Origin of the sequence: Ilumatobacter nonamiensis YM16-303, assembly GCF_000350145.1 — a bacterium.
Classification (GTDB): domain Bacteria; phylum Actinomycetota; class Acidimicrobiia; order Acidimicrobiales; family Ilumatobacteraceae; genus Ilumatobacter_A; species Ilumatobacter_A nonamiensis.
Window position 1 is genome coordinate 1 of record NZ_BAOL01000077.1, and the last position, 18,880, is coordinate 18,880.

The 18,880-nt window shown below is 68.2% G+C and carries 15 protein-coding genes; 7 read left to right on the forward strand and 8 right to left on the reverse strand.

Going from position 1 to position 18,880, the window contains the following annotated elements:
- Nucleotides 1–39: 39 nt before the first annotated feature.
- Genes ON45_RS08880 through purL form a run of 7 tightly spaced genes read right to left on the reverse strand, consistent with a single transcriptional unit; the run spans nt 40 to nt 10,799 of the window.
- Nucleotides 40–1,038: a baeRF2 domain-containing protein gene (locus tag ON45_RS08880; RefSeq protein WP_148288597.1), complete on the reverse strand. Its 999-nt coding sequence runs from the start codon at nt 1,036–1,038 to the stop codon at nt 40–42.
- A 51-nt stretch (nt 1,039–1,089) separates the two neighbouring features.
- A complete protein-coding gene (locus ON45_RS08885) occupies nt 1,090–2,511 on the reverse strand; it encodes an NADH-ubiquinone oxidoreductase-F iron-sulfur binding region domain-containing protein (RefSeq protein ID WP_040493301.1) in 1,422 nt (473 codons plus the stop codon).
- Nucleotides 2,512–2,570: 59 nt separating this feature from the next.
- Nucleotides 2,571–4,796: a phosphoribosylamine--glycine ligase gene (purD, locus tag ON45_RS23630; protein ID WP_051062777.1), complete on the reverse strand. Its 2,226-nt coding sequence runs from the start codon at nt 4,794–4,796 to the stop codon at nt 2,571–2,573.
- Entirely contained in the window at nt 4,796–6,265 is a 1,470-nt protein-coding gene (gene purF, locus ON45_RS08900) for an amidophosphoribosyltransferase (protein ID WP_040493302.1), read from the reverse strand. The genes purD and purF overlap by 1 nt, the downstream gene beginning before the upstream one ends.
- 1 nt (nt 6,266) lies before the next feature.
- Entirely contained in the window at nt 6,267–7,220 is a 954-nt protein-coding gene (locus tag ON45_RS08905) for a phosphoribosylaminoimidazolesuccinocarboxamide synthase (RefSeq protein ID WP_040493303.1), read from the reverse strand.
- Nucleotides 7,221–7,236: 16 nt separating this feature from the next.
- Nucleotides 7,237–7,959: a phosphoribosylformylglycinamidine synthase subunit PurQ gene (locus ON45_RS08910; protein ID WP_040493304.1), complete on the reverse strand. Its 723-nt coding sequence runs from the start codon at nt 7,957–7,959 to the stop codon at nt 7,237–7,239.
- On the reverse strand, nt 7,956–10,799 hold the full coding sequence (purL, locus tag ON45_RS08915) for a phosphoribosylformylglycinamidine synthase subunit PurL (RefSeq protein WP_083914657.1): 2,844 nt from the start codon (nt 10,797–10,799) through the stop codon (nt 7,956–7,958). Before purL ends, ON45_RS08910 begins: the two co-directional genes overlap by 4 nt.
- Nucleotides 10,800–10,980: 181 nt before the next feature.
- Here purL and ON45_RS08920 point away from each other — a divergent pair, with 181 nt between their 5' ends.
- The 4 genes from ON45_RS08920 to ON45_RS08935 are packed head-to-tail and all read left to right on the forward strand — an operon-like array spanning nt 10,981 to nt 15,230.
- Nucleotides 10,981–11,682 (forward strand): histidine phosphatase family protein, encoded by a 702-nt coding sequence (locus tag ON45_RS08920; protein WP_051062779.1) that lies wholly within the window; start codon nt 10,981–10,983, stop codon nt 11,680–11,682.
- Nucleotides 11,683–11,707: 25 nt separating this feature from the next.
- A complete protein-coding gene (locus tag ON45_RS08925) occupies nt 11,708–13,063 on the forward strand; it encodes a GMC oxidoreductase (RefSeq protein WP_040493305.1) in 1,356 nt (451 codons plus the stop codon).
- A complete protein-coding gene (locus tag ON45_RS08930; RefSeq protein WP_040493306.1) occupies nt 13,060–14,025 on the forward strand; it encodes an MBL fold metallo-hydrolase in 966 nt (321 codons plus the stop codon). The genes ON45_RS08925 and ON45_RS08930 overlap by 4 nt, the downstream gene beginning before the upstream one ends.
- Before the next feature lie 26 nt (nt 14,026–14,051).
- Nucleotides 14,052–15,230 (forward strand): lycopene cyclase family protein, encoded by a 1,179-nt coding sequence (locus ON45_RS08935; RefSeq protein ID WP_051062780.1) that lies wholly within the window; start codon nt 14,052–14,054, stop codon nt 15,228–15,230.
- Here ON45_RS08935 and ON45_RS08940 read toward each other — a convergent pair.
- Nucleotides 15,136–15,954, reverse strand: coding sequence for an SURF1 family cytochrome oxidase biogenesis protein (locus ON45_RS08940; protein ID WP_040493307.1), 819 nt, complete (start codon nt 15,952–15,954; stop codon nt 15,136–15,138). The genes ON45_RS08935 and ON45_RS08940 overlap by 95 nt on opposite strands.
- A 41-nt stretch (nt 15,955–15,995) precedes the next feature.
- Between ON45_RS08940 and ON45_RS08945 the strand changes: the two genes are divergently transcribed.
- The 3 genes from ON45_RS08945 to metX all read left to right on the forward strand — a co-directional run bounded on the left by ON45_RS08945 (nt 15,996) and on the right by metX (nt 18,875).
- Nucleotides 15,996–17,027, forward strand: a complete 1,032-nt coding sequence (locus ON45_RS08945; RefSeq protein WP_051062781.1) for a phosphotransferase family protein — start codon at nt 15,996–15,998, stop codon at nt 17,025–17,027.
- A 50-nt stretch (nt 17,028–17,077) separates the two neighbouring features.
- The gene (locus tag ON45_RS08950) at nt 17,078–17,563 is read left to right on the forward strand and encodes a DUF4262 domain-containing protein (protein WP_158412307.1); all 486 of its coding nucleotides are present in this window, start codon (nt 17,078–17,080) and stop codon (nt 17,561–17,563) included.
- A gap of 127 nt (nt 17,564–17,690) precedes the next feature.
- Nucleotides 17,691–18,875, forward strand: a complete 1,185-nt coding sequence (metX, locus tag ON45_RS08955; RefSeq protein ID WP_040493309.1) for a homoserine O-acetyltransferase MetX — start codon at nt 17,691–17,693, stop codon at nt 18,873–18,875.
- Nucleotides 18,876–18,880 lie beyond the last annotated feature (5 nt).

The following is an 18,880-nucleotide window of genomic DNA, read 5'->3' on the forward strand; positions in this document are numbered from 1 at the left end:
CTCCGTGCGCGAACTGTTCACGAGAACGGGGTCGAGCGGTTACCAGCGGAGAATGGCGGCGAGGCCGTCGTCGAGGATGGCGACGTTCGGGACGACGTGGATGTCGGCGTCGGTGAGCAGCGCCTGACGGATTGCACGGTCGACGATTCCGGGGTTGTCGGACGACTCGGCGTCGTGGACCAGCAACGTCTCGACCCGGCCCTCGGCCAGTGCCTCGGTGACCTCGAGCGAGGTGGAGGTGCGGTGATCGACGCGCTCCTTGAACTCGTCGAGGAGCCGCTTGGTGTCGGTGGCCGCGATGTCGGACACCAGCCGGACGATCTCGGCGGCGGCACCCTCGTCATCGCCCGCCTCGACGGCGTGGGTCGGAATCGAGAGGCGATCGCCGAGCAGTTCGACGAGCATCGACTGGGCGCGGGTCGGTCCGACGACCAGAACGATCCGTGCGTCGACCCGGGCGACCATGTGCTCGACGGCGTCGGCGACGTCCCGGGCGTTCTCGTCCCAGGTGTTCTCGGCGCGCTGCTGGAAACGACGTTGGGACCAACCGCCGGGGTGTCCACGATGGATGTGCTCGGTGTCGCCCTCGACCTGCTCGCTCGTGGTGGTCCCGCCGCCGTCGAACGCGACCAGGTCGGCGCCTGCGAGGTCGACTTCGACCACGACGTGAGCGATGACGCGTTGGCGCGCCTCGATCAACGGTGCGAGCCGGGGAAGCGGCGCCTCGGTGAGCTCGGCGCGTCGGACCGGCTGGTCGATGAACTCCGCGAACGTCGGGCCCGACCGCGCCCTCACGGCGATCAGTGCTGCGCCGTCACCGTGGTCGAGCGCTTCGAGGTCGGACGTCATCTCGGCGACGTCGTCTTCCCACTCGGCCGAAGCCGGACGGAGGGCATTGCGCACCTGGACCCCGAAACGCTCGGACGCACCGGCGACATCGCTCCGTGCTGGAATCAGCGCGGTCAGGAACGGCCCGTCGCGCTCCACGAGGTCGCGCAGGTCGGTCATGGCAGAAGTGGTCGGCGTCGTCTCATTCATGCCAGGGGAGTACCACGCCGGACGTCGTGTGAAACGAAATCCGGACGTCGTTCAGAGCAGATCGACAGGGGCAGTCGTGCTGTCCTCGCCGTCGGTCGACCAGTCCCGCTGCTTGTCGAGATGGCGACCGTCGACTTGCGCGACCCCGTCGATGATGTCGACGATCGGTGCGATGAGTTCGAGACCAGCGGGAGCGAGCTCACCCGACAGGTGGGACCCCGTCGCTGTGCAGGCGAGGGCGTAGAGGCTGGCGACCGCACTCTGGTGCTGCGAGGCGAGTCCGCAACGCGCTCCGTCGGCCACGGTCCCGAAGAGCGACTCGAGTTCGTTGTCGATGTCGGCCGGAGCCGTTCGGTCGGACTTGCGGATGACGTCGAGTCGATCGGCGATCGCACCCCCGTCGTCCTTGCACGGCTGGCATTGTCCGCAGGACTCGATCGCCAGGAATCGGGCGACGCCGTGCGCGGTCGCCGCGAGGTCGGTGTGGTCGTCGAGCACGATGAAGCCGGCGGAGCCGAGCCCGGACCCGGTGTCGGCGAACGCGTCGAAGCACAGTCCGGTGTCGAAGCGATCGGCGGTGAGAACGGCGTTGGCGGTGCCGGAGATGGCGCCGATCACCGTGTGGTCGTCGACGGCGCCACCGCCGAGTTCATCGAGCACGTTCCAGAACGGCGTGCCCATCGCGAACTCGGCGACACCGTGGTGGGGAACCGCACCGGAGATCGTGCAGATCGCGGTCCCCGGCGTGGCGTCGGTGCCGACGGAACGGAACTCGTCGACGCCGTGGGTGAGGATGTACGTCACGTTGGCCATCGTCTCGACGTTGTTGACCACCGCAGTGCTTCCTGCCCCGCTGGTCTCGCCGGCGAGCGCGACCTCGCTGGCCTCGTTGCGCACATCGGCACCGTCGGCCAGTCCGCGCCGATACGGAGGGGTCACCCGAGGCAGAGGTGGTCGCCCCTCGACCACCTCGAGCAGCGCCGACTCCTCGCCGTACAGGTAGGACGACGGGCCGGTCACCACACGAAGTTCGACGTCTTCGAGTCCGTACGCCTCGAATGCGGCGATGGCCGGGCGCAGCCGTGCGATCTGCTCGTCGAACTGCTCCTTGACGGCGATGACGACGTCGGTGGCTCCAACGGCGCGCGCGGTGATCAGTGCTCCCTCGATGACCTGGAACGGATCGTTGTCGAGGAGGGTGCGGTCCTTGAAGGTGCCCGGCTCTCCCTCGGCTCCGTTCACGACCACCGAGACCGGTCGGTCGGTGGACATTTCCGCGACGGTGCGCCATTTCGTCCCCGTCGGGAAGCCGGCACCGCCGCGGCCGCGCAGACCGCTCGCCTCGATCATCGCGATGATCTCCAGCGGGTCCATGTCGGACGCGAGCTTCAGTCCCTCGCCACCGCCCATGGCGAGGTACTCGTCGAGCGTCTTGACAGCATCGGGACGAAGAATTCGGTTGAGTCGGGGCATGGGCGCGGCTCCTTTCCACGAGCTCGCGCGGCCTACCCGCTCCCAATAGCGCCGAAACCTCAGCGGAGGGTGACGGTGCGCGGGCCGGTGGTGAGGCGGCCGATGCGCCAGGTGGTCTCGGGGATCGCTGCCTGGACGTCGTCGGCGTCGGCCGCGGCGCAGACGACGACCATGCCGATGCCCATGTTGAGCGTGCGATACAGCTCATCGGTCGACATCTGGGGCGTCAGCTCGCGCACCAGACGGAACAGCGGCGGCACCGGCCAGGAACCGAGATCGATCTCCGCGCCGATCCCGTCCGGAAGCACCCGCGGCAGATTCTCGGGAAGGCCACCCCCCGTGATCTGGGCGAGTGCTTTCACGGCGCCGGTTGCCAGTGCCGGACGCAGCGGATCGAGATAGTTGCGGTGCGGTTCCAGCAGTGCGTCACCGAGCGGACGATCCATTCCTGCGACGATCGTGTCCATCGGCGCCCACTCGAACACCTTGCGCAACAGCGAGTACCCGTTCGTGTGCGGTCCGGAGGACGCCACACCGATGAGCACGTCGTCGGCCGCCACGTCGGCGCGCGGGAGCAGCTCGGACCGATCGGCGACGCCGATCAGCGTGCCGGCGATGTCGAAGGCCCCCTCGCGGTACACGCCGGGCATCTCGGCGGTCTCGCCGCCGAGAACCGCGCAGTTCGCGGCTCGGCACGCCTCGGACATGCCTTTCACGATGTCGGCGACCATGTCGGCATCGAGCACGCTCGCAGCGATGTAGTCGAGGAAGAACAGAGGACGAGCGTTCTGCACCAGCACGTCGCCGATGCAGTGGTTGACGATGTCGGCACCGACCCCACGCACGCGACCGAGTCGGGCCGCGAGTTCGACCTTCGTTCCGACGCCGTCGGTGGACGCGACGAGAACCGGGTCGTCCAGTTCGGTGATCGCCGCAGCCGAGAACACCCCGCCGAAGCTGCCGACACCCTGCAGTACTCCACGGCCCGAACCGACGTCGTGGGTCGATTCGACCGCCGCTTTCATCTCGGCGACGGCGCGCGTCCCCTCGTCGATGTCGACGCCTGCATCGGCGTACGACGCCAGAGCGGCCCCGGGAGCACGCCAGGCGATGTCACGGCGCACCTGCATTCCCCGGAACTCGATCGCCGACATGCGTGCGTACGCGATCCGGCGCGCCTCGTCGAGATCGTGGCCGACACCGGTCACGGCCAGGACGCGTCCGCCGGACACGCACCCGTCGGTGACGCCGGCGTCGAAGCGCATCGCAACGCCTTCGCCGGCCTCGTTGAGCGCTTCGGCATCGTCGATGCGGTCGGTGATCTGCGCGCCCGTGATCGGGTTGCCCGGATAGCCGTCGGCGGCGGCGACGACGGTGACAGCGGACCGCGAGCGTGTGACGAGCGGGACGCTGGTGACGTCACCGCGTGTGGCCGCCAGTGCCAACTCGCCGAGATCGGTTTCGAGCAGCGGGAGCACCGCTTGAGCCTCCGGGTCGCCGAATCGGGCGTTGTACTCGATCAGGCGGGGCCCGTCGGCGGTCAACATCAAGCCGGCGTAGATCACGCCGACGTAGGGCGTTTCGGCGGATCGGAAATGGTCGAGGACCGGTTGGACGAACTCGGCGACCAGATCGTCGGGTCGCAGCGCCACCGGCGCCGGTGCGTAGGCACCCATGCCACCGGTGTTCGGGCCGGTGTCACCTTCCCCGATCCGTTTGTGATCCTGGGCCAGCGGCAGCGCGACGGCAGTGGTGCCGTCACACAGTGCGAGCAGTGAGAACTCGGGTCCGCTGATCCGCTCCTCGAGGACGAATGCCCCGGACAAGGCCGCGTCGACGATGGCGGCCTCGGTCTCGCCGTCGGAGTCGGGGACGACGACACCCTTGCCGGCCGCCAGGCCGTCGAGTTTGACGACCACGCCGGTCCCCAGGGCGCGCCACCACGTGCGTGCGTCGTCGACCACGTTGGTCGACGCCGAGGGATCGAAACGCGCGAAGCGGGGACCCGGAATGCCGAGGTCGGCCGCCAGTTGGCGCGCGAAGCCCTTCGACGCCTCGATCCGGGCGAGGTCGGCGGTCGGACCGAAACAGGGGATGCCCCGACGGGCGCACTCGTCGGCGGCACCGTCGACCAATGCGGCCTCGGGTCCGGGAATGACCAGGTCGGTGTCGGCGGACGACGCATCGGCGAGGTCCGGTGCGAGGCGCACGTCGTGTCCGGCGCGTCGGCACGCCCATGCGAGTGCCTGCTCGCGCCCGCCGCCGCCCAGGATGAGAACCTGCATCAGTGCAGCACGCCCTCGAAGGCGAGCTTCGCCTGAGCGTCGCCGACCGCGAGGGGATAGGTACCCGTGAAGCAGGCGTTGCAGTAGCCGTCGTCGACGCCACCCTCGCGGCCGGCCACGGCGCGCATCATCCCGTCGAGCGAGAGGAACGCCAGGCTGTCGGCACCGATGTGGTCCTCCATCTCGGCCACGCTGAGGTGCGATGCCATGAGGTCGCCGTCGTGGCCCATGTCGACACCGAAGTGGCAGGCGTGGGTGATCGGCGGGCACGTGATCCGCAGGTGCACCTCGGCCGCGCCGGCGTCACGGACGAGCTTGACGAGCGGTCCCGCGGTCGTGCCGCGCACGAGCGAGTCGTCGATCATGATCACCCGCTTGCCCTCGAGGTTCTCGCTGAGCGCGTTGAACTTCAGCGCGACGCCGCGCTCGCGGATGTCCTGAGTCGGCTCGATGAAGGTGCGTCCGATGTAGCGGTTCTTGATGAGCCCGTCGTTGAACGGCAGGCCGCTCTCCTTCGAGAAACCGATCGCCGCGGGAATCGACGAGTCGGGCACGGGGATCACGACATCGGCGTCGACCAGCGATTCGCGAGCCAACTCGACGCCGAGTTGCTGACGGACGTGGTGGACCGACTTGGAATCCCACACCGAGTCGGGGCGGGAGAAGTAGACGAACTCGAACGTGCACCGGGCGGCGTTCGGCTGTGGAGCGAGGACTTGCTGGCGCTCGATCTCGGCGCCGCGCAGGGTGACCATCTCGCCGGGGTGGATCTCGTCGATGTCCACGCAGCCGAGTGTCGACAGCGCACAGGTCTCGGAGGCGACCGCATGGCCGCCATGGGGGAGGCGTCCGACCGACAGCGGCCGGAAACCCCACGGATCACGGACGGCGATGACCTGATCGGACGCGAGGATGACCAGCGAGAACGCTCCCTTCCACGCCGGCAGTGTGCGCTCGATGCGCTCCTGCCACGTCCGGCCGCCCGCCGCTGCGAGCATCAGGGTGAACACCTCGGTGTCGCTCGTGGCGGTCAGCCCGAAGCCCTTGTTGAGCAACTCGTCGCGCAGCCCGGTCGCATTCACCAGGTTGCCGTTGTGGGCGACCGAGAGCGGACCGTGCATCGTCTCGACGAGGAACGGTTGGATGTTGCGCTCGGCGTTGGAACCCGTCGTCGAGTAGCGGGTGTGTCCGATCGCGTGGTACCCGGTCAACGGTGCGAGTGCATCGGGGGTGAAGACGGTCGAGACGAGACCCGGCTCCTTGTGGACACGCGCCCGCTTGCCGTCGCTGACCGCCATTCCGGCAGCCTCCTGGCCCCGGTGCTGCAGCGCGAAGAGCCCGAAGAAGGCGAGCTGTGCCACGCCGTCACCGTGCGGTGTGGACAGGCCGAGCACACCGCACTCGTCGTGCGCGACGTCGTCGTTCGCGAACTCAGCGGGAACCGCCTGAACCGGGATCGATCGGGTCATGTCACTCCAGATGGGAGACCGCGACACGGATGCGCGGGGCTGCGGGATAGTCGGCGTATCGGAACGTCTCGCCGGTGAGTCGCTCGTAGGCATCAACGTATCGGGCGCTGGTGGCCGACCAGACCTCGTCACCCAACGTCGGAATGTCGCCGTCACCCCGGAAGTCGACGGCGGCGAGCGCTCGGCGGACGACCTCCTTGTCGAGACTCTCGGGTTCGACGCCGGACGCCAGGCGCTCCTGATAGCTGTCCTCGACCCACCAGCGTGACGAATCGGGGGTGTGGACCTCGTCGATCAGCAGCACCTCACCGGACTCGGCGATGCCGAACTCGTACTTCGTGTCGGCGAGGATCAGCCCGGCGTCACGCCCGCGTTGCAGACCCCGTTCGAACACAGCCAGCGCCGCGTCGTGGACCTGTTTCCACACGTCGGGCGCGACCAGGCCACGCTCGACCACGTCGTCGCAGGTGATCGGTACGTCGTGCGCGCCGGCATCGCCCTTCGTCGTGGGGGTGACGATCGGATGGGGGAGCGGGTCGTTCTTCCGGAGCCCGTCGGGAAGCTCGTGTCCGTAGATCGTGCGTTCGCCGCGCTCGTACGCGGTCCACAGCGCGGTGTCGGTGACCCCGGTGATGTGTCCGCGAACGATCACCTCGACGGGCAACGGCGCCGCTGCCCGAGCGATCGTGACGTTCGGATCGGGAACCTCGATGACGTGGTTGGCGACGATGTCGGATGTCTGATCGAACCACCATGCCGACAGTTCGTTCAGTACCTGTCCCTTGTAGGCGACCCCGGCGATGATCCGGTCGAAGGCCGACAGCCGATCGGTGGTGACGAAGAGGCGCTGGCCGGTTCGTTCACCGCCGAGCGCATACGACACCCGCACCTTGCCGTCCCGACGGTCCGACAGCGGGAGGTCGATCTCGGTCAGTGGTGCGGGGTGCCCGGTCATGGTGACGATTCTCGCGTCAGACTTGCTTCGCGTGGGCGACGCCCGCTTCGAAGATGCGCAGTCCGAGGTGGCGCCGCCCACCGCCGCCCCGCCGGTGGTGCGGGTGTTGTCGCGCCACGATGTGATTCTCCGGGTGGGGCATCAGGCCGAGGACCAGGCCGGTCGGGTCGCTGACGCCGGCGATGTCGTCGATCGAGCCGTTCGGGTTCGTACTCCGGTAGCGCAGCGCGATCTGACCAGCGGCCTCGAGCGAGGCGGGGTCCGGGTGCACATAGCGTCCTTCGCCGTGGGCGATCGGGCAGTGGATCGGATCCTCGATGCCCTTGGTCCAGATGCTCTTGCTCTTCGCCGCCCGTTCGAGCACGACCCAGCGACAGTCGAACACTCCCTGCGCGTTGTGCCCGAGCGCACCCGGAATCAGATTGGTGCGGCTGAGCACCTGAAATCCGTTGCAGATGCCGAGGAGCGGCCGCCCCTTGTCGACGAACTCGTGCAGCTTCTCGCCGAGCCCGAGGGTCAGGTCGAGGGCCATCATGCGGCCGGCTCCCAACGAGTCGGCGTAGCTGAACCCGCCCGCAACGACGGCGAGGCGGGCGTCGTCGAGATGTCGCGGGCTGGTGATCAGTTCCTTTGCACGCACGATGCGTGCGTCGGATCCGGCCAGATCGAGTGCCTTGGCGACGTCGTGGTCACGGTTCGTACCGGGCCCGGTGATCACGATCGCAGGAACTCGACTCATGACCGTGCCTCGCTGTCGTTGCCGGTCGTAGCGTCGAAGCCGACCGATGCGATCGCCTGTGCCCGGCTGTTGAACGCATCGATCAGTTCGGAGAGGTGGATCGGGTCGACACCGGGAAGCGACAGCACCCGTTTCTCGCTCACCGTTCCGAGGTCGACCAGCTCGTCGTCCATGATCCGACGGAACGCATCGACGCTGCGCTCCTCGACCTCGACCACGAGGCGCCCGATCGATTCGCTGAACAGCGCGGTGGCGAGGTTGTCATGGGGCAGCTCGGTGATCTTGGCCCCCAACCGTCCGGCGATGCACATCTCGGCCAGGGCGACCGCGAGACCGCCTTCGCTGACGTCGTGGCACGACACGACCAAGCCGGCGCGCATCGCGGCGTGGAGGCGCTGATAGTTCATCGCCGCATCGGTGTCGGGAGCGGGCACGACGCCGGGGTCCTCGGGTTCGCCGTGGACGAGGTCGTAGTGCGAGCCGGCGAACTCGGTCTCGGTCGACCCGATGAGCATCAGCAGGTTGCCGGGCGAGACCAGATCGGGCGTGATGCAGTGATCGGCGTCGGGAACGTGGCCGACCGCGGTGATGACGAGCGTGGGTGGCACGGCGTGGCGCTCTCCGTCCCCGCCGAGGTACTCGTTGTTGAGCGAGTCCTTCCCGGACACGAACGGTGCGTTGAACAGGAATGCGGCGGCGCACGCGCCGTCGACAGCGGCGACGAGGTCGCCCATCGTCGACTCGCGTCGCGGATCGCCCCACGAGAAGTTGTCGAGCAGAGCGATGCGTTCCGGGTCGGCACCGACGGCGACGGCATTGCGCACCGCCTCGTCGACCGCGGCGAAGGCCATCGCCTCCGGATCGTGGAGCCCGAACCACGGGTTGACGCCGATCCCGATCGCGAACCCGTGGGTCTCGGTCGGCTGGGCGAGCACGACTCCGTCGGCGGGTCCGTCCGACGCGGCGCCGACCAATGGGCGCACGACGGTCGAGCCGAGGATCTCGTGGTCGTAGCGGTGAATGGTCGCCGCTTTCGATGCGATGTTCGGATGGCCGAGCAGTGCGAGGATCGAGGCGGCCGGATCGTCGAGTTCGCGGGTGGTGGCTCCGCTGCGACGCGGGTCGGGCAGTCGTGCGTTCATGTGCCGCTGCGGTCGTCCGTCGTGCAGGAACGTGGTGTCGAGTTCGGCCACGACGTCGTCACCGTTGCGGACGATCAGTGTTCCGTCGCCGGTGAACGAACCGATGTCGGACCATCCCACGCCGACACGTTCGCACCGGTTCGCGAGCGCGCTCACGCCCCGCGGAGGCACGGACACGACCATCCGCTCCTGGGCTTCGGACAACCAGACCTCCCACGGCTCGAGCCCCGGATACTTCCGCGGAACGAGAGCGAGGTCGACGTCGGCGCCGATGCCCTCCGCCATCTCGCCGATCGCGGACGACAGGCCGCCGGCCCCGCAGTCGGTGATCGCGGAGTACATGTCCTCGGCCCCGACGAGCACGTCGATCAGCAGTTTCTCGACGATGGGATCACCGATCTGCACGCTCGCCCCGGCGACCTCGCCCGTCGTGGCGTCCATCGTCGCCGAGGAGAAGGTGGCGCCGCGGATGCCGTCACGTCCCGTGGCACCGCCGAGCACGAGCACCCGGTCTCCGGCGTGCGGACCGTCGTGCAGCGAGCGGCTCGGAGCGGAGCCGATGCATCCGGCGAACACGAGCGGATTCGTCGTGTACGCGGGGTCGTAGAGGATGGCTCCGGCGACCGTCGGCAGACCGATCTTGTTGCCGTAGTCGGCGACGCCGTCGATCACGCCGGCCTCGATCCGACGCGGGTGCAGCGTCCCCTCGGGAAGTTCCGCCAGCGGCAGATCGGTCGGGCCGAAGCAGAGGATGTCGGTGATGGCGATCGGGCGATGGGCGATCCCGAGGACGTCACGAATGACACCGCCGACCCCCGTGTTCGCTCCACCGAACGGCTCGACCGCCGACGGGTGATTGTGCGTTTCGGCCTTGAGGGCGAGTGTCGTTCCCTTCTGGAACTCGATCACACCGGCGTTGCCGACGAAGGCGGAACGTACGTAGTCGGCACCGATCGCCTCGGTACACGAGCGCAATTGGTGCATGAGTGACGGGCGCTGATCGCTCTCGGAGGCGCCAGGTTCGAGCGCATGGACGACGGCCCGGAACGTCTTGTGGGCGCAATGCTCGCTCCACGTCTGGGCGAGGGTCTCGATCTCGACATCGGTGGGGTCGCGGTCGAGCTCGGTGAAGTGGTCGCGAATGACGCGGAGTTCCTCCGGGTCGAGGTACAGCGCCCGCTCGACGTTCAGTTCGGCCAGCGCGTCGTCGTCGAGGCCGCGCATGGGGATCGATTCGACGGCGCCGACGGCTTCCTCGGTCCCGGGACGAACCGGTTCGATCGTCCCATCCGTCCACTGGTCGACGATCGGGTTGACGAGGAAACGGGCGACCACGGTGCGGCGGGTGGCCTCGTCGACCTCGGCGTCGAACTCGACGCGGAGGCCGGTGGCGGCGTATTCGATGTCGATTCCCAGCGTCGTGGTCGCGTGGCGGACGGCGTCAGCGGCCGTGTCGGTGACCCCGGGCAGGAGCGCGATCTCGACCCCGGGTTCGGTCGGAACGGCCCACGTTCCCATCTGGAGCAGGGGATCGACGAGGAGACCGTGCAGTCGCTGTTTGGCCTCGTCGGACAGGTCGCCGTCGATGTGGACGACGTCGGCGATGGTCATGCCACTCACGGCCGGGAGACCCAGCGCTGCGGCACCCGCGATGACCTGATCGACCCGTGGGTCCCGGTCCAGAGAGCGGATCGTCATGCGATGGCGATGGGACACCGGCGCGACCATACGGAGCGGAGCGTCCTCGGACCAGCTTTTCGCGTGAAAATTCACACACCCGTCGCGTGGTCCGCGCAGAACTTCGCGACGAATTGTCACGCTGTGTCAGGCGCGGGTCGAGCCGACATGGACGGCGGACGAGGCCTACGCTCCGTCGTTGATGGCGACGCACGACTCCACGGCCGCGGGACGGCAGCCCGATCCGACCCGGATCACACTGATCCGACACGGAGAGTCGAACGTGACCGTAGGACGGATCATCGGGGGACACCGGACCTGTTCGGGCTTGAGCGAGCTGGGACGACGGCAGAGCGTCCGGCTGGCGGCGCGGTTGGACGAGACGCAGGAGATCGATGCCGACGTGCTGCTCTCGAGCCACTTCGCACGGGCGATCGAGACGGCCGACATCATCCGTCCTGCCCTCGGTGCGGTCGAGGTGGACGCACCGTGGCCCGAGTTCGGGGAGCACGATCCCGGGCCCGACATCGACGGCACGACCTTCGAGGCGTACGTGGAGCGCTTCGGAACACCGGACTGGAACGGCGACCCGACCGTCGAGATCTTCCCCGGTGGCGAGACCACCGCGGACTTCCACGCCCGCGTCGGCCGGGCGCTCGACCGGGTCATCGAGACCTACACAGGTCGCCACGTGGTCGTGGCGTGCCACGGCGGAGTGGTCGACGCAGTCTTCCGCAGCGTCGTCGGTGTGCCATCCACCGGTGGTTTCGTGCTGAACACCCTGAACACCTCGCTCACCGAGTTCCGGGCCCCTGGCGCCGATGGAGCGTGGCGGGTCGTGCGCTACAACGACGCAGCGCACCTCGCAGGGTTGCCCGAGGCGACCGAGCGGTCGGCCCGATGAGTCGACGTGACGGGGGTGTTGGCCCGTGAAGTGGGTGGTGGTCGGAGCCGGGTCGGCCGGGTGCGTCGCGGCGCGACGGCTCGTCGACGCCGGACACCACGTGACGCTCATCGAGGCCGGCGCTCCGATGCAGCCCGACCACGGTGTCGTCGACATCGACGGCAGCGATGCGTTCGCTGCGATCGGGGTCGAGGGGCGGACCTTTCCCGACGTCGTCGCGCGGCGAACGACAGCGGGGCCCGAGCGGCGCTACCTGCGCGGACGCGGAGTCGGCGGATCGAGTGCCGTGAACGGGATGGTCGCGCTGCGTGGTGACCCGGCCCTCTACGCGTCGTGGGGGTGGGCACCGGCCGAGGTGGAGCAGGCCTGGGCACGCTGCCTCATCCCCGAGGAGCGACCGGAGGACGCCGAGTTGGGACGCACCGACCGCCTCTTGCTCGAAGCGCGCAGTGACGCCGAGGTGTGTCCGCTGACGAGACGCAACGGTCGCCGGGTCACGTCCGCCGAGGCGTACCTCTGGCCGATTCTCGGCGCCGTCGGGTCGCGGTTCGAGGTCGTCAGCGACCGGGTCGTCGACCGGGTCGACTTCGACGCCTCGGGCGCGGCGACGGGAGTGACGCTGGCCGGCGGCGAACAGGTGGATTGCGATGCCGTCGTACTCGCCGCCGGCGCCATCCACAGCCCGACGATCCTGCAACGCTCCGGAATCACCGCGGCGGGCACGGGATTGCGTGACCATCCAGCCGCTGGACTCCTGCTGAAGTTCGGTTCCGACTCGCGGGTGCAGCTCGATCCGGCGCGCCGTGGCCTCGCCACCGCGTCGATCGTGAACCACGACGGGATCCAGTTGCTCGCCTTGAACCACCTCGGAGTCGACTCGCCCCCGGAGTACGCGATGCTCCTGGTGGCGCTGATGCGCCCGATCTCGCCCGGCGGCAGCGTCCGACTTCGTTCCGACGACCCGATGGAGCCACCGATCGTCGATTTCCACCTGCTCAGTCACGCCGATGACCGGCGGCGCCTCGCCGTCGCGGTGCGCGAAGCACTCACGACGCTCGACGACCCACCGTTCGGTCCCGTCGTGGACGAGGTGTTCATCGACGATCGGGGTACCCGGGCTGCGTCCCTCGACAGCGACGAGGCGATCGAGGCGTGGCTCCTCGAGTACGGCGCCGACTACGTGCACGCATCGAGTTCGTGCGCGACGGTGCTCGACGACGCTGGGGGAGTGATCGGGCACGAAGGAACGTACGTGTGCGACGCGTCGGCGTTCCCCGGGATTCCGGACGCGAACACCCATCTTCCGACCACGATGCTCGCCGAGCGGATCGCCGCACGCTGGCCGGGCGTGGCCGGAGCCGTGGAAGGATTGTCGTCATGAGCGCGTCGAGCCCGTACACGTTGGGCCTGCACGAGATCGGTGACGGGTGCCATGCGTATCTCCAACCCGATGGCGGTTGGGGATGGAGCAATGCCGGACTGATCGTCGGCGACGGCCGGTCGCTGCTCGTCGACACGCTGTTCGACCTGAAGCTGACCGCAACCATGCTCGAGGCGATGGCGCCGCTGACCGCATCCGCCCCGGTGTCGTCGCTGGTCAACACGCACGCGAACGGCGACCACTGCTACGGCAACAGTGAGGTGGTCACGAACTGGCCCGAGGTGGAGATCGTCGCGTCGACCGCCACCGCGGAGGAGATGCCCGAGGTCCCGCCCGCCATGCTCGACGCGCTGAATCAGGCGCCCGGCGAGGTGGGCGACCTGTTCCGGAGCTTCTTCGGAGAATTCGACTTCGGCGGCATCGAGTTGACGCTGCCGACGCGCACGTTCGACGATCGCCTTCGCCTGGAGGTCGGAGGGCGCTCGATCGAACTGATCGAGGTCGGTCCGGCTCACACGCAGGGTGATGTCATCGTCCACGTTCCCGATGCGCGCACCGTCTACACGGGCGACATCCTGTTCATCGGCGGAACACCGATCGTGTGGGCGGGTCCGCTCTCGAACTGGATCGCCGCGTGCGATCTGATGCTGGCGATGGACGTCGACACGGTCGTTCCGGGGCACGGGCCGTTGACGGACCGTGACGGAATCGTCGAGGTCCGCGACTATCTCGCGTTCGTCGACACGGAAGCCACCGGTCGTCACGATGCCGGGATCGACGCGTTCGACGCAGCCAAGGACATCGCCGAACTGCTCGACGCGTCGCCACGTTTCGGTGACTGGGGCGAGTACGGCCGCATCGCCGTCAACGTGGACACCGTCTACCGAACCCTCGATGTCGGATACACGTCTCCCGACGTCGTCGAGCAGTTCCGGCGGATGGCGGAACTCGAAGCGCGCTGATCCCCGGAGCCACGGAGTCGAACTGCATGGGATCGTCCGACGTCGCGGTGGTGGGTGACGGGCCCGCAGGTTCCGCGCTCGCCCAGGCACTGCGACGGCGTGGTGTCGCAGTCGTTCTGGTCGGCGGCGATCGGCCGTGGAACGCCACGTACACGACGTGGGTCGATGATCTCGACGGGGTCGATGTCGTCGCCGATCGTGACATCTGGTTGCAGCGCTTCGACTCGATCGCCGCGCACTTCGACGACGCGATCACGATCGATCGGGAGTACGGAGTTCTCGACAACGAGCGGCTGCGGTCGGAGCTCCGTGACGGAGTGCCGCACCGAACGGACGTGGTCGTCGATGTCCACGACCTCGACGCGCGGATCGTCATCGACGCGACCGGTTGGCCGTCCGGACTCGACCCGACGGATCGATCCGAATTGGCCACCGCACCGAACTCGCGGTCGTGGCAAACGGCGCTGGGAGTGGTGCTCCCCGAGCGACCGGAGGGATCACTGGGCACGCCGACGATGATGGACTACCGCTCGCCGCCGGACGCCGGGTCGGTCGAACAGCCGACGTTCGCGTACTCGCTCCCCGTCAGCGACGGTTGGTTGGTCGAGGAGACCGTGCTCGCCGGCCCGGTGCTCGATCCCGATCAGCTCATCGAGCGCTTGGCGTCGAGGCTCGATTCGTCACCCGACCAGCTGCTCGAGCGTGCGCTGCGCATCGAACGGGTTCGGATTCCGATGGGTGCGCCCGTTCCGGCACGAGGGAGCACCGTTCCGGGCGCGGTGAGGTTCGGTGCGGCAGCCGGGATGATCCACACCGCGACCGGCTACTCGGTGGCGTCGTCGCTGCGCGCTGCGGACCGCGTCGCTTCGGCGATCGCGGAACGGCTGGACCGGCCGGCCGATCGAACAGCGGATCATCGAGCGGTCGCCGACGCCGTGTGGCCGATCCGACTTCGGCGGAGTCGGCGGCTGCACGACTACGGCCTGGCGGTTCTGCTCGACATGGACGCCGCGCAGATCCGCCGGTTCTTCCAGACCTTCTTCGAGCTTCCGGCGGACCGGTGGCCGACCTATCTCCGGGTCGACGCGGCGCCCCGCGACGTCGCCGCCGTCATGACGACGATGTTTCGACGGGCTGATTTTCCGTTGCGTCGTCGACTGGTGACCGGGAATCCGTTGACGCTGCTGTCCGCTCTGCGGCCCTGACGGAAAGCGATCGGCGGACGGCGAGCACCCAACCCAGTGCGACGCAGAAGGCGAAGATGAACCACTGGATCGCGTACGACAGATGCGGCCCGCTGTCGAGTTCGGGCAGGACGACCGGTTCCGGATCGTCCGCCGCGATCGGTGGCTCCGAGCCGGTGAGCTGGATGAAGACGGGTGCGACCTCGCCGGGCAGTTGTCGGGCGATCTGTGGAATGTCGATGCGACGGATCTCGGTGAGCGGCTCGCCGTCGTCGGCGTCGGTCAGGTCGCCGCGTTCACGGACCTCGGATGGCCGAACGAATCCGATGATGTCGACCTCGCCGGTCGGTGCATCGGGATGGTCGGTTCCCAGCGGGATGAAGCCGCGGTTGACCACCACCGTGGTGCCGTCGTCGGTGACCAACGCGCTGAGCACGTTGTCGCCGGCACGTCCGCCCTGGGAGTTGTTGAATTCGATGATCTGAGCGGGCAGGTACGTCCCCGACGTCGTGACCCGTCGCCACTCGGCATCGTCCTCGGACAGCTCGCCGCGATCGAGTTCGTCCAGGATGACCGTCAGTTCCACCGGCGCCTCCTGCGACCGTTCGCGCACGGCGCTGTTGAAGTCCTTGCGTTCGGAGAGACGGTCGAGTTGCCAGAACGCCAGGAAGATCATCCCGACGATCCCGGCGATGACGATCAGATGAAACAGCAACCAACGCGGCCGGAACAGAAACCGATACATCGACTCGGGACGGTATCGGCGAGCGGGCTACGGTCCGCCCGGTGAAGCCCGACCAGATCACACCCGAGTGGCTGTCCGAGGTGCTCGGGGCCGATGTCTCCGAGATCCGCACCGAACGCATCGGCGACGGCCTCGTCGGGCTGAACCTCCGGGTGAGCACAGGAGGTGCCGTGGGTGCACCGGACTCCGTGGTCATCAAGTTGCCGTCGCTCGACGAAACGAGCCGTGCGACCGGCATCGCGCTCCGCAACTACGAGTGCGAGGTGAAGTTCTACGAGCACATCGCGTCGACCGTCGACATCCGTGTGCCTCACTGCCACCACGGCGAGTGGGACGAGGAGAGTGGCGATTTCGTGCTCGTGCTGGAGGACATGGCGCCCGCCGAACAGGGGGACCAGGTCACAGGTTGCGACGTGGAGACCGCGCGGCTGGCTGTGGTCGAATTGGCGCAGCTGCACGGTCCGCGCTGGGCCGACGACACGCTCTTCGAACACGAGTTCCTCAGCCGTCGGACGGGTACCGACGACGGTGAACAGCTCGGCGCGTTGTGGGCCATGTTCCTTCCGGGCTTCTCGGCCACGTACTCGAAGTACCTCGACCCCGCGTCGCAGCAGGTGCTGGACGAGTTCGGTCCACGCCTCGTCGAATGGGTGGCGGGCGGCGACAGCACGCTGACGGTGACGCACGGGGACTACCGCCTCGACAACCTGCTGTTCGGCACGCCGGAGGGCGGTCCGCCGGTCACCGCCGTCGACTGGCAGACGCCCGGCCACGGTCCACCGATCAACGACGTCGCCTACTTCTGCGGTGCCGGTCTCCAGGTCGAGGACCGCCGCGCTGCGGAGCGTGACCTGCTCGACGCGTACCGGGCTGCGCTCCTGGAACACGGCGTCGAGGTCGACGCCGAATGGCTCTGGGGTCAGTACCGGCGCCAGGCGTTCGCCGGCGTGATCATGTCCGTCGTCGCGAGTCAGATCGTCGGCGGCAGCGACCGGAGCGAGGCGATGTTCGCGGCCATGGCGACCCGCCACCTCCAGCACTGCGTCGACCTCGACTCCCTCGACGTCATCTGAGTGTCGACGGGGCGCTGACCCCGGTGGACACCGAGCGGTACGGTCGAACCATGGAGCTTCCCGATTTCCACATTCCGCATGCGGAGAAGATCGAATGGATGATCGAGACGCACGGCTGGGCGCTCGAGGCCGTCGTTCCCGACCCGACGACCGACCCGCCCACGCCGGCGAGTGCGTACTCGATCGGCATGCGGGAGGCGGTCGACTTCCCCGACGTCGCCGTGTTCGGGTTGGCTCCCGCCGCGTCGAACGGACTGATCACACTCGTCGCCGACGCGTGCCGCGGCGGGACGCAGATCCCACTCGGCGCCGAGCTGGTCGGGTTGCTCGACAACGAACTGCGGTGCGTGTTCGCACCGATCGATCCCACGACGGCAGCGGACCTGTTCGACACCGCCGTGTCCTGGTTCCGTGGTGAACCTCTCGACATGGTGCAGTTGATCTACCCCGACCGCAACGGCTTCCTCCCGTACGAGGTGGGCTTCGATCAGCGCATGCGACTGGCCCAACCGATCGTCGGACAGATGGGCAGCTGACACTTCGACACCGCGCATCCACGCCGCGCGGTGCGGTGAAACGTGGAGCGCTCGCAGAGCGACGCGGTGGTACCGTCGACGCCACCGGGCTCACGAGCTCGACGACGCAGACGACGGCGATGACGACGTGACCACCACCGACCCCTACCCGGCAACGGGAGCCTGGATGCCGGGTGACCCGCTGGGCCATCGGCGGCTGTTCACGTTCGCGACCGATCGTCGGTTCGCGCTCGACTCCGGCGTCACGCTGTCCGACGTCACGATCGCCTACGAAACCTGGGGGACGCTCGACGCAGACGGGGCCAACGCGGTGCTGCTGTGCCACGCCTGGACGGGCGACAGCCACGCTGCCGGAGGGGCAACCCGCGGCCATCCTGACGCGGGTTGGTGGGACGCGATGGTCGGGCCGGGCAAGCCGATCGACACCGACCGGTACTTCGTCGTGTGTGCCAACGTGCTGGGCGGCTGTCAGGGATCGACGGGTCCCGCTTCGCCGAACCCGGCCGATGGGCAGCCGTACGGGTCCCGTTTCCCGGTCGTCACGATCCGGGACATGGTTCGATCCCAGGCCCGCCTCGCCGAGCATCTCGGTGTCTTCCAGTGGATGGCGGTGATCGGTGGCTCGATGGGCGGGATGCAGGCGCTCGAGTGGGCCGTCATGTATCCGCGGCGGGTGCGTTCGCTCGTCGCGATCGCCACCTGCATGCAGGCCACCGCGCAACAGATCGCATGGGGCGGCATCGGACGCCAGGCGATCCGACTGGATCCGAAGTGGCGCGGGGGTGACTACTACGACGCGGAACCCGGTGACGGCCCGACCGAGGGCTTGTCGATCGCGCGCCAGATCGCCCAGGTCACGTTCCGCAGCGACAACGTGTTCACCGATCGCTTCGGCCGTGACTTCTCCGGTCGTATGGAGACCGGCGACGTGCTCGGCATGTGGCAGCAGTACGAGGTCGAGCGCTACCTCGAACACCACGGCTTCAAGATCGTCCGCCGTTTCGATGCCAACAGCTACTTGTCGATCGGCAAGGCGATGGACCTGCACGACGTCGCCCGCGGGCGTGGATCGCTCGAGCGGGCCATGGCGCGAGTGCAGATTCCGACGATGTCGGTCGGAATCTGGAGCGACATGCTCTACCCGGCGTATCAGCAACAGCAGATCCAAGCGGTGGTCGCAGCGAACGGCGCGCCGAGTGAGTATCTGGAGATCGATTCACCACACGGTCACGACGCGTTCCTGATCAACGGTGATCAGATCGCCGGTCCGCTCGACCGGTTCCTCGGCGACGTCAGCAAATCGGTCATCTGACGCGG

Bases quoted from the DNA above. Each gene is read 5' to 3' on its own strand.
- ON45_RS08905 (WP_040493303.1), bottom strand. From the start codon at position 7,220: ATGACCGGGCACCCCGCACCACTGACCGAGATCGACCTCCCGCTGTCG.
- purD (WP_051062777.1), bottom strand. From the start codon at position 4,796: ATGCAGGTTCTCATCCTGGGCGGCGGCGGGCGCGAGCAGGCACTCGCA.
- ON45_RS08920 (WP_051062779.1), top strand. From the start codon at position 10,981: ATGGCGACGCACGACTCCACGGCCGCGGGACGGCAGCCCGATCCGACC.
- ON45_RS08880 (WP_148288597.1), bottom strand. From the start codon at position 1,038: ATGAATGAGACGACGCCGACCACTTCTGCCATGACCGACCTGCGCGAC.
- ON45_RS08910 (WP_040493304.1), bottom strand. From the start codon at position 7,959: ATGAGTCGAGTTCCTGCGATCGTGATCACCGGGCCCGGTACGAACCGT.
- ON45_RS08940 (WP_040493307.1), bottom strand. From the start codon at position 15,954: ATGTATCGGTTTCTGTTCCGGCCGCGTTGGTTGCTGTTTCATCTGATC.
- ON45_RS08950 (WP_158412307.1), top strand. From the start codon at position 17,078: ATGGAGCTTCCCGATTTCCACATTCCGCATGCGGAGAAGATCGAATGG.
- purL (WP_083914657.1), bottom strand. From the start codon at position 10,799: ATGACGATCCGCTCTCTGGACCGGGACCCACGGGTCGATCAGGTCATC.
- purF (WP_040493302.1), bottom strand. From the start codon at position 6,265: ATGACCCGATCGATCCCGGTTCAGGCGGTTCCCGCTGAGTTCGCGAAC.
- ON45_RS08930 (WP_040493306.1), top strand. From the start codon at position 13,060: ATGAGCGCGTCGAGCCCGTACACGTTGGGCCTGCACGAGATCGGTGAC.
- ON45_RS08935 (WP_051062780.1), top strand. From the start codon at position 14,052: ATGGGATCGTCCGACGTCGCGGTGGTGGGTGACGGGCCCGCAGGTTCC.
- ON45_RS08885 (WP_040493301.1), bottom strand. From the start codon at position 2,511: ATGCCCCGACTCAACCGAATTCTTCGTCCCGATGCTGTCAAGACGCTC.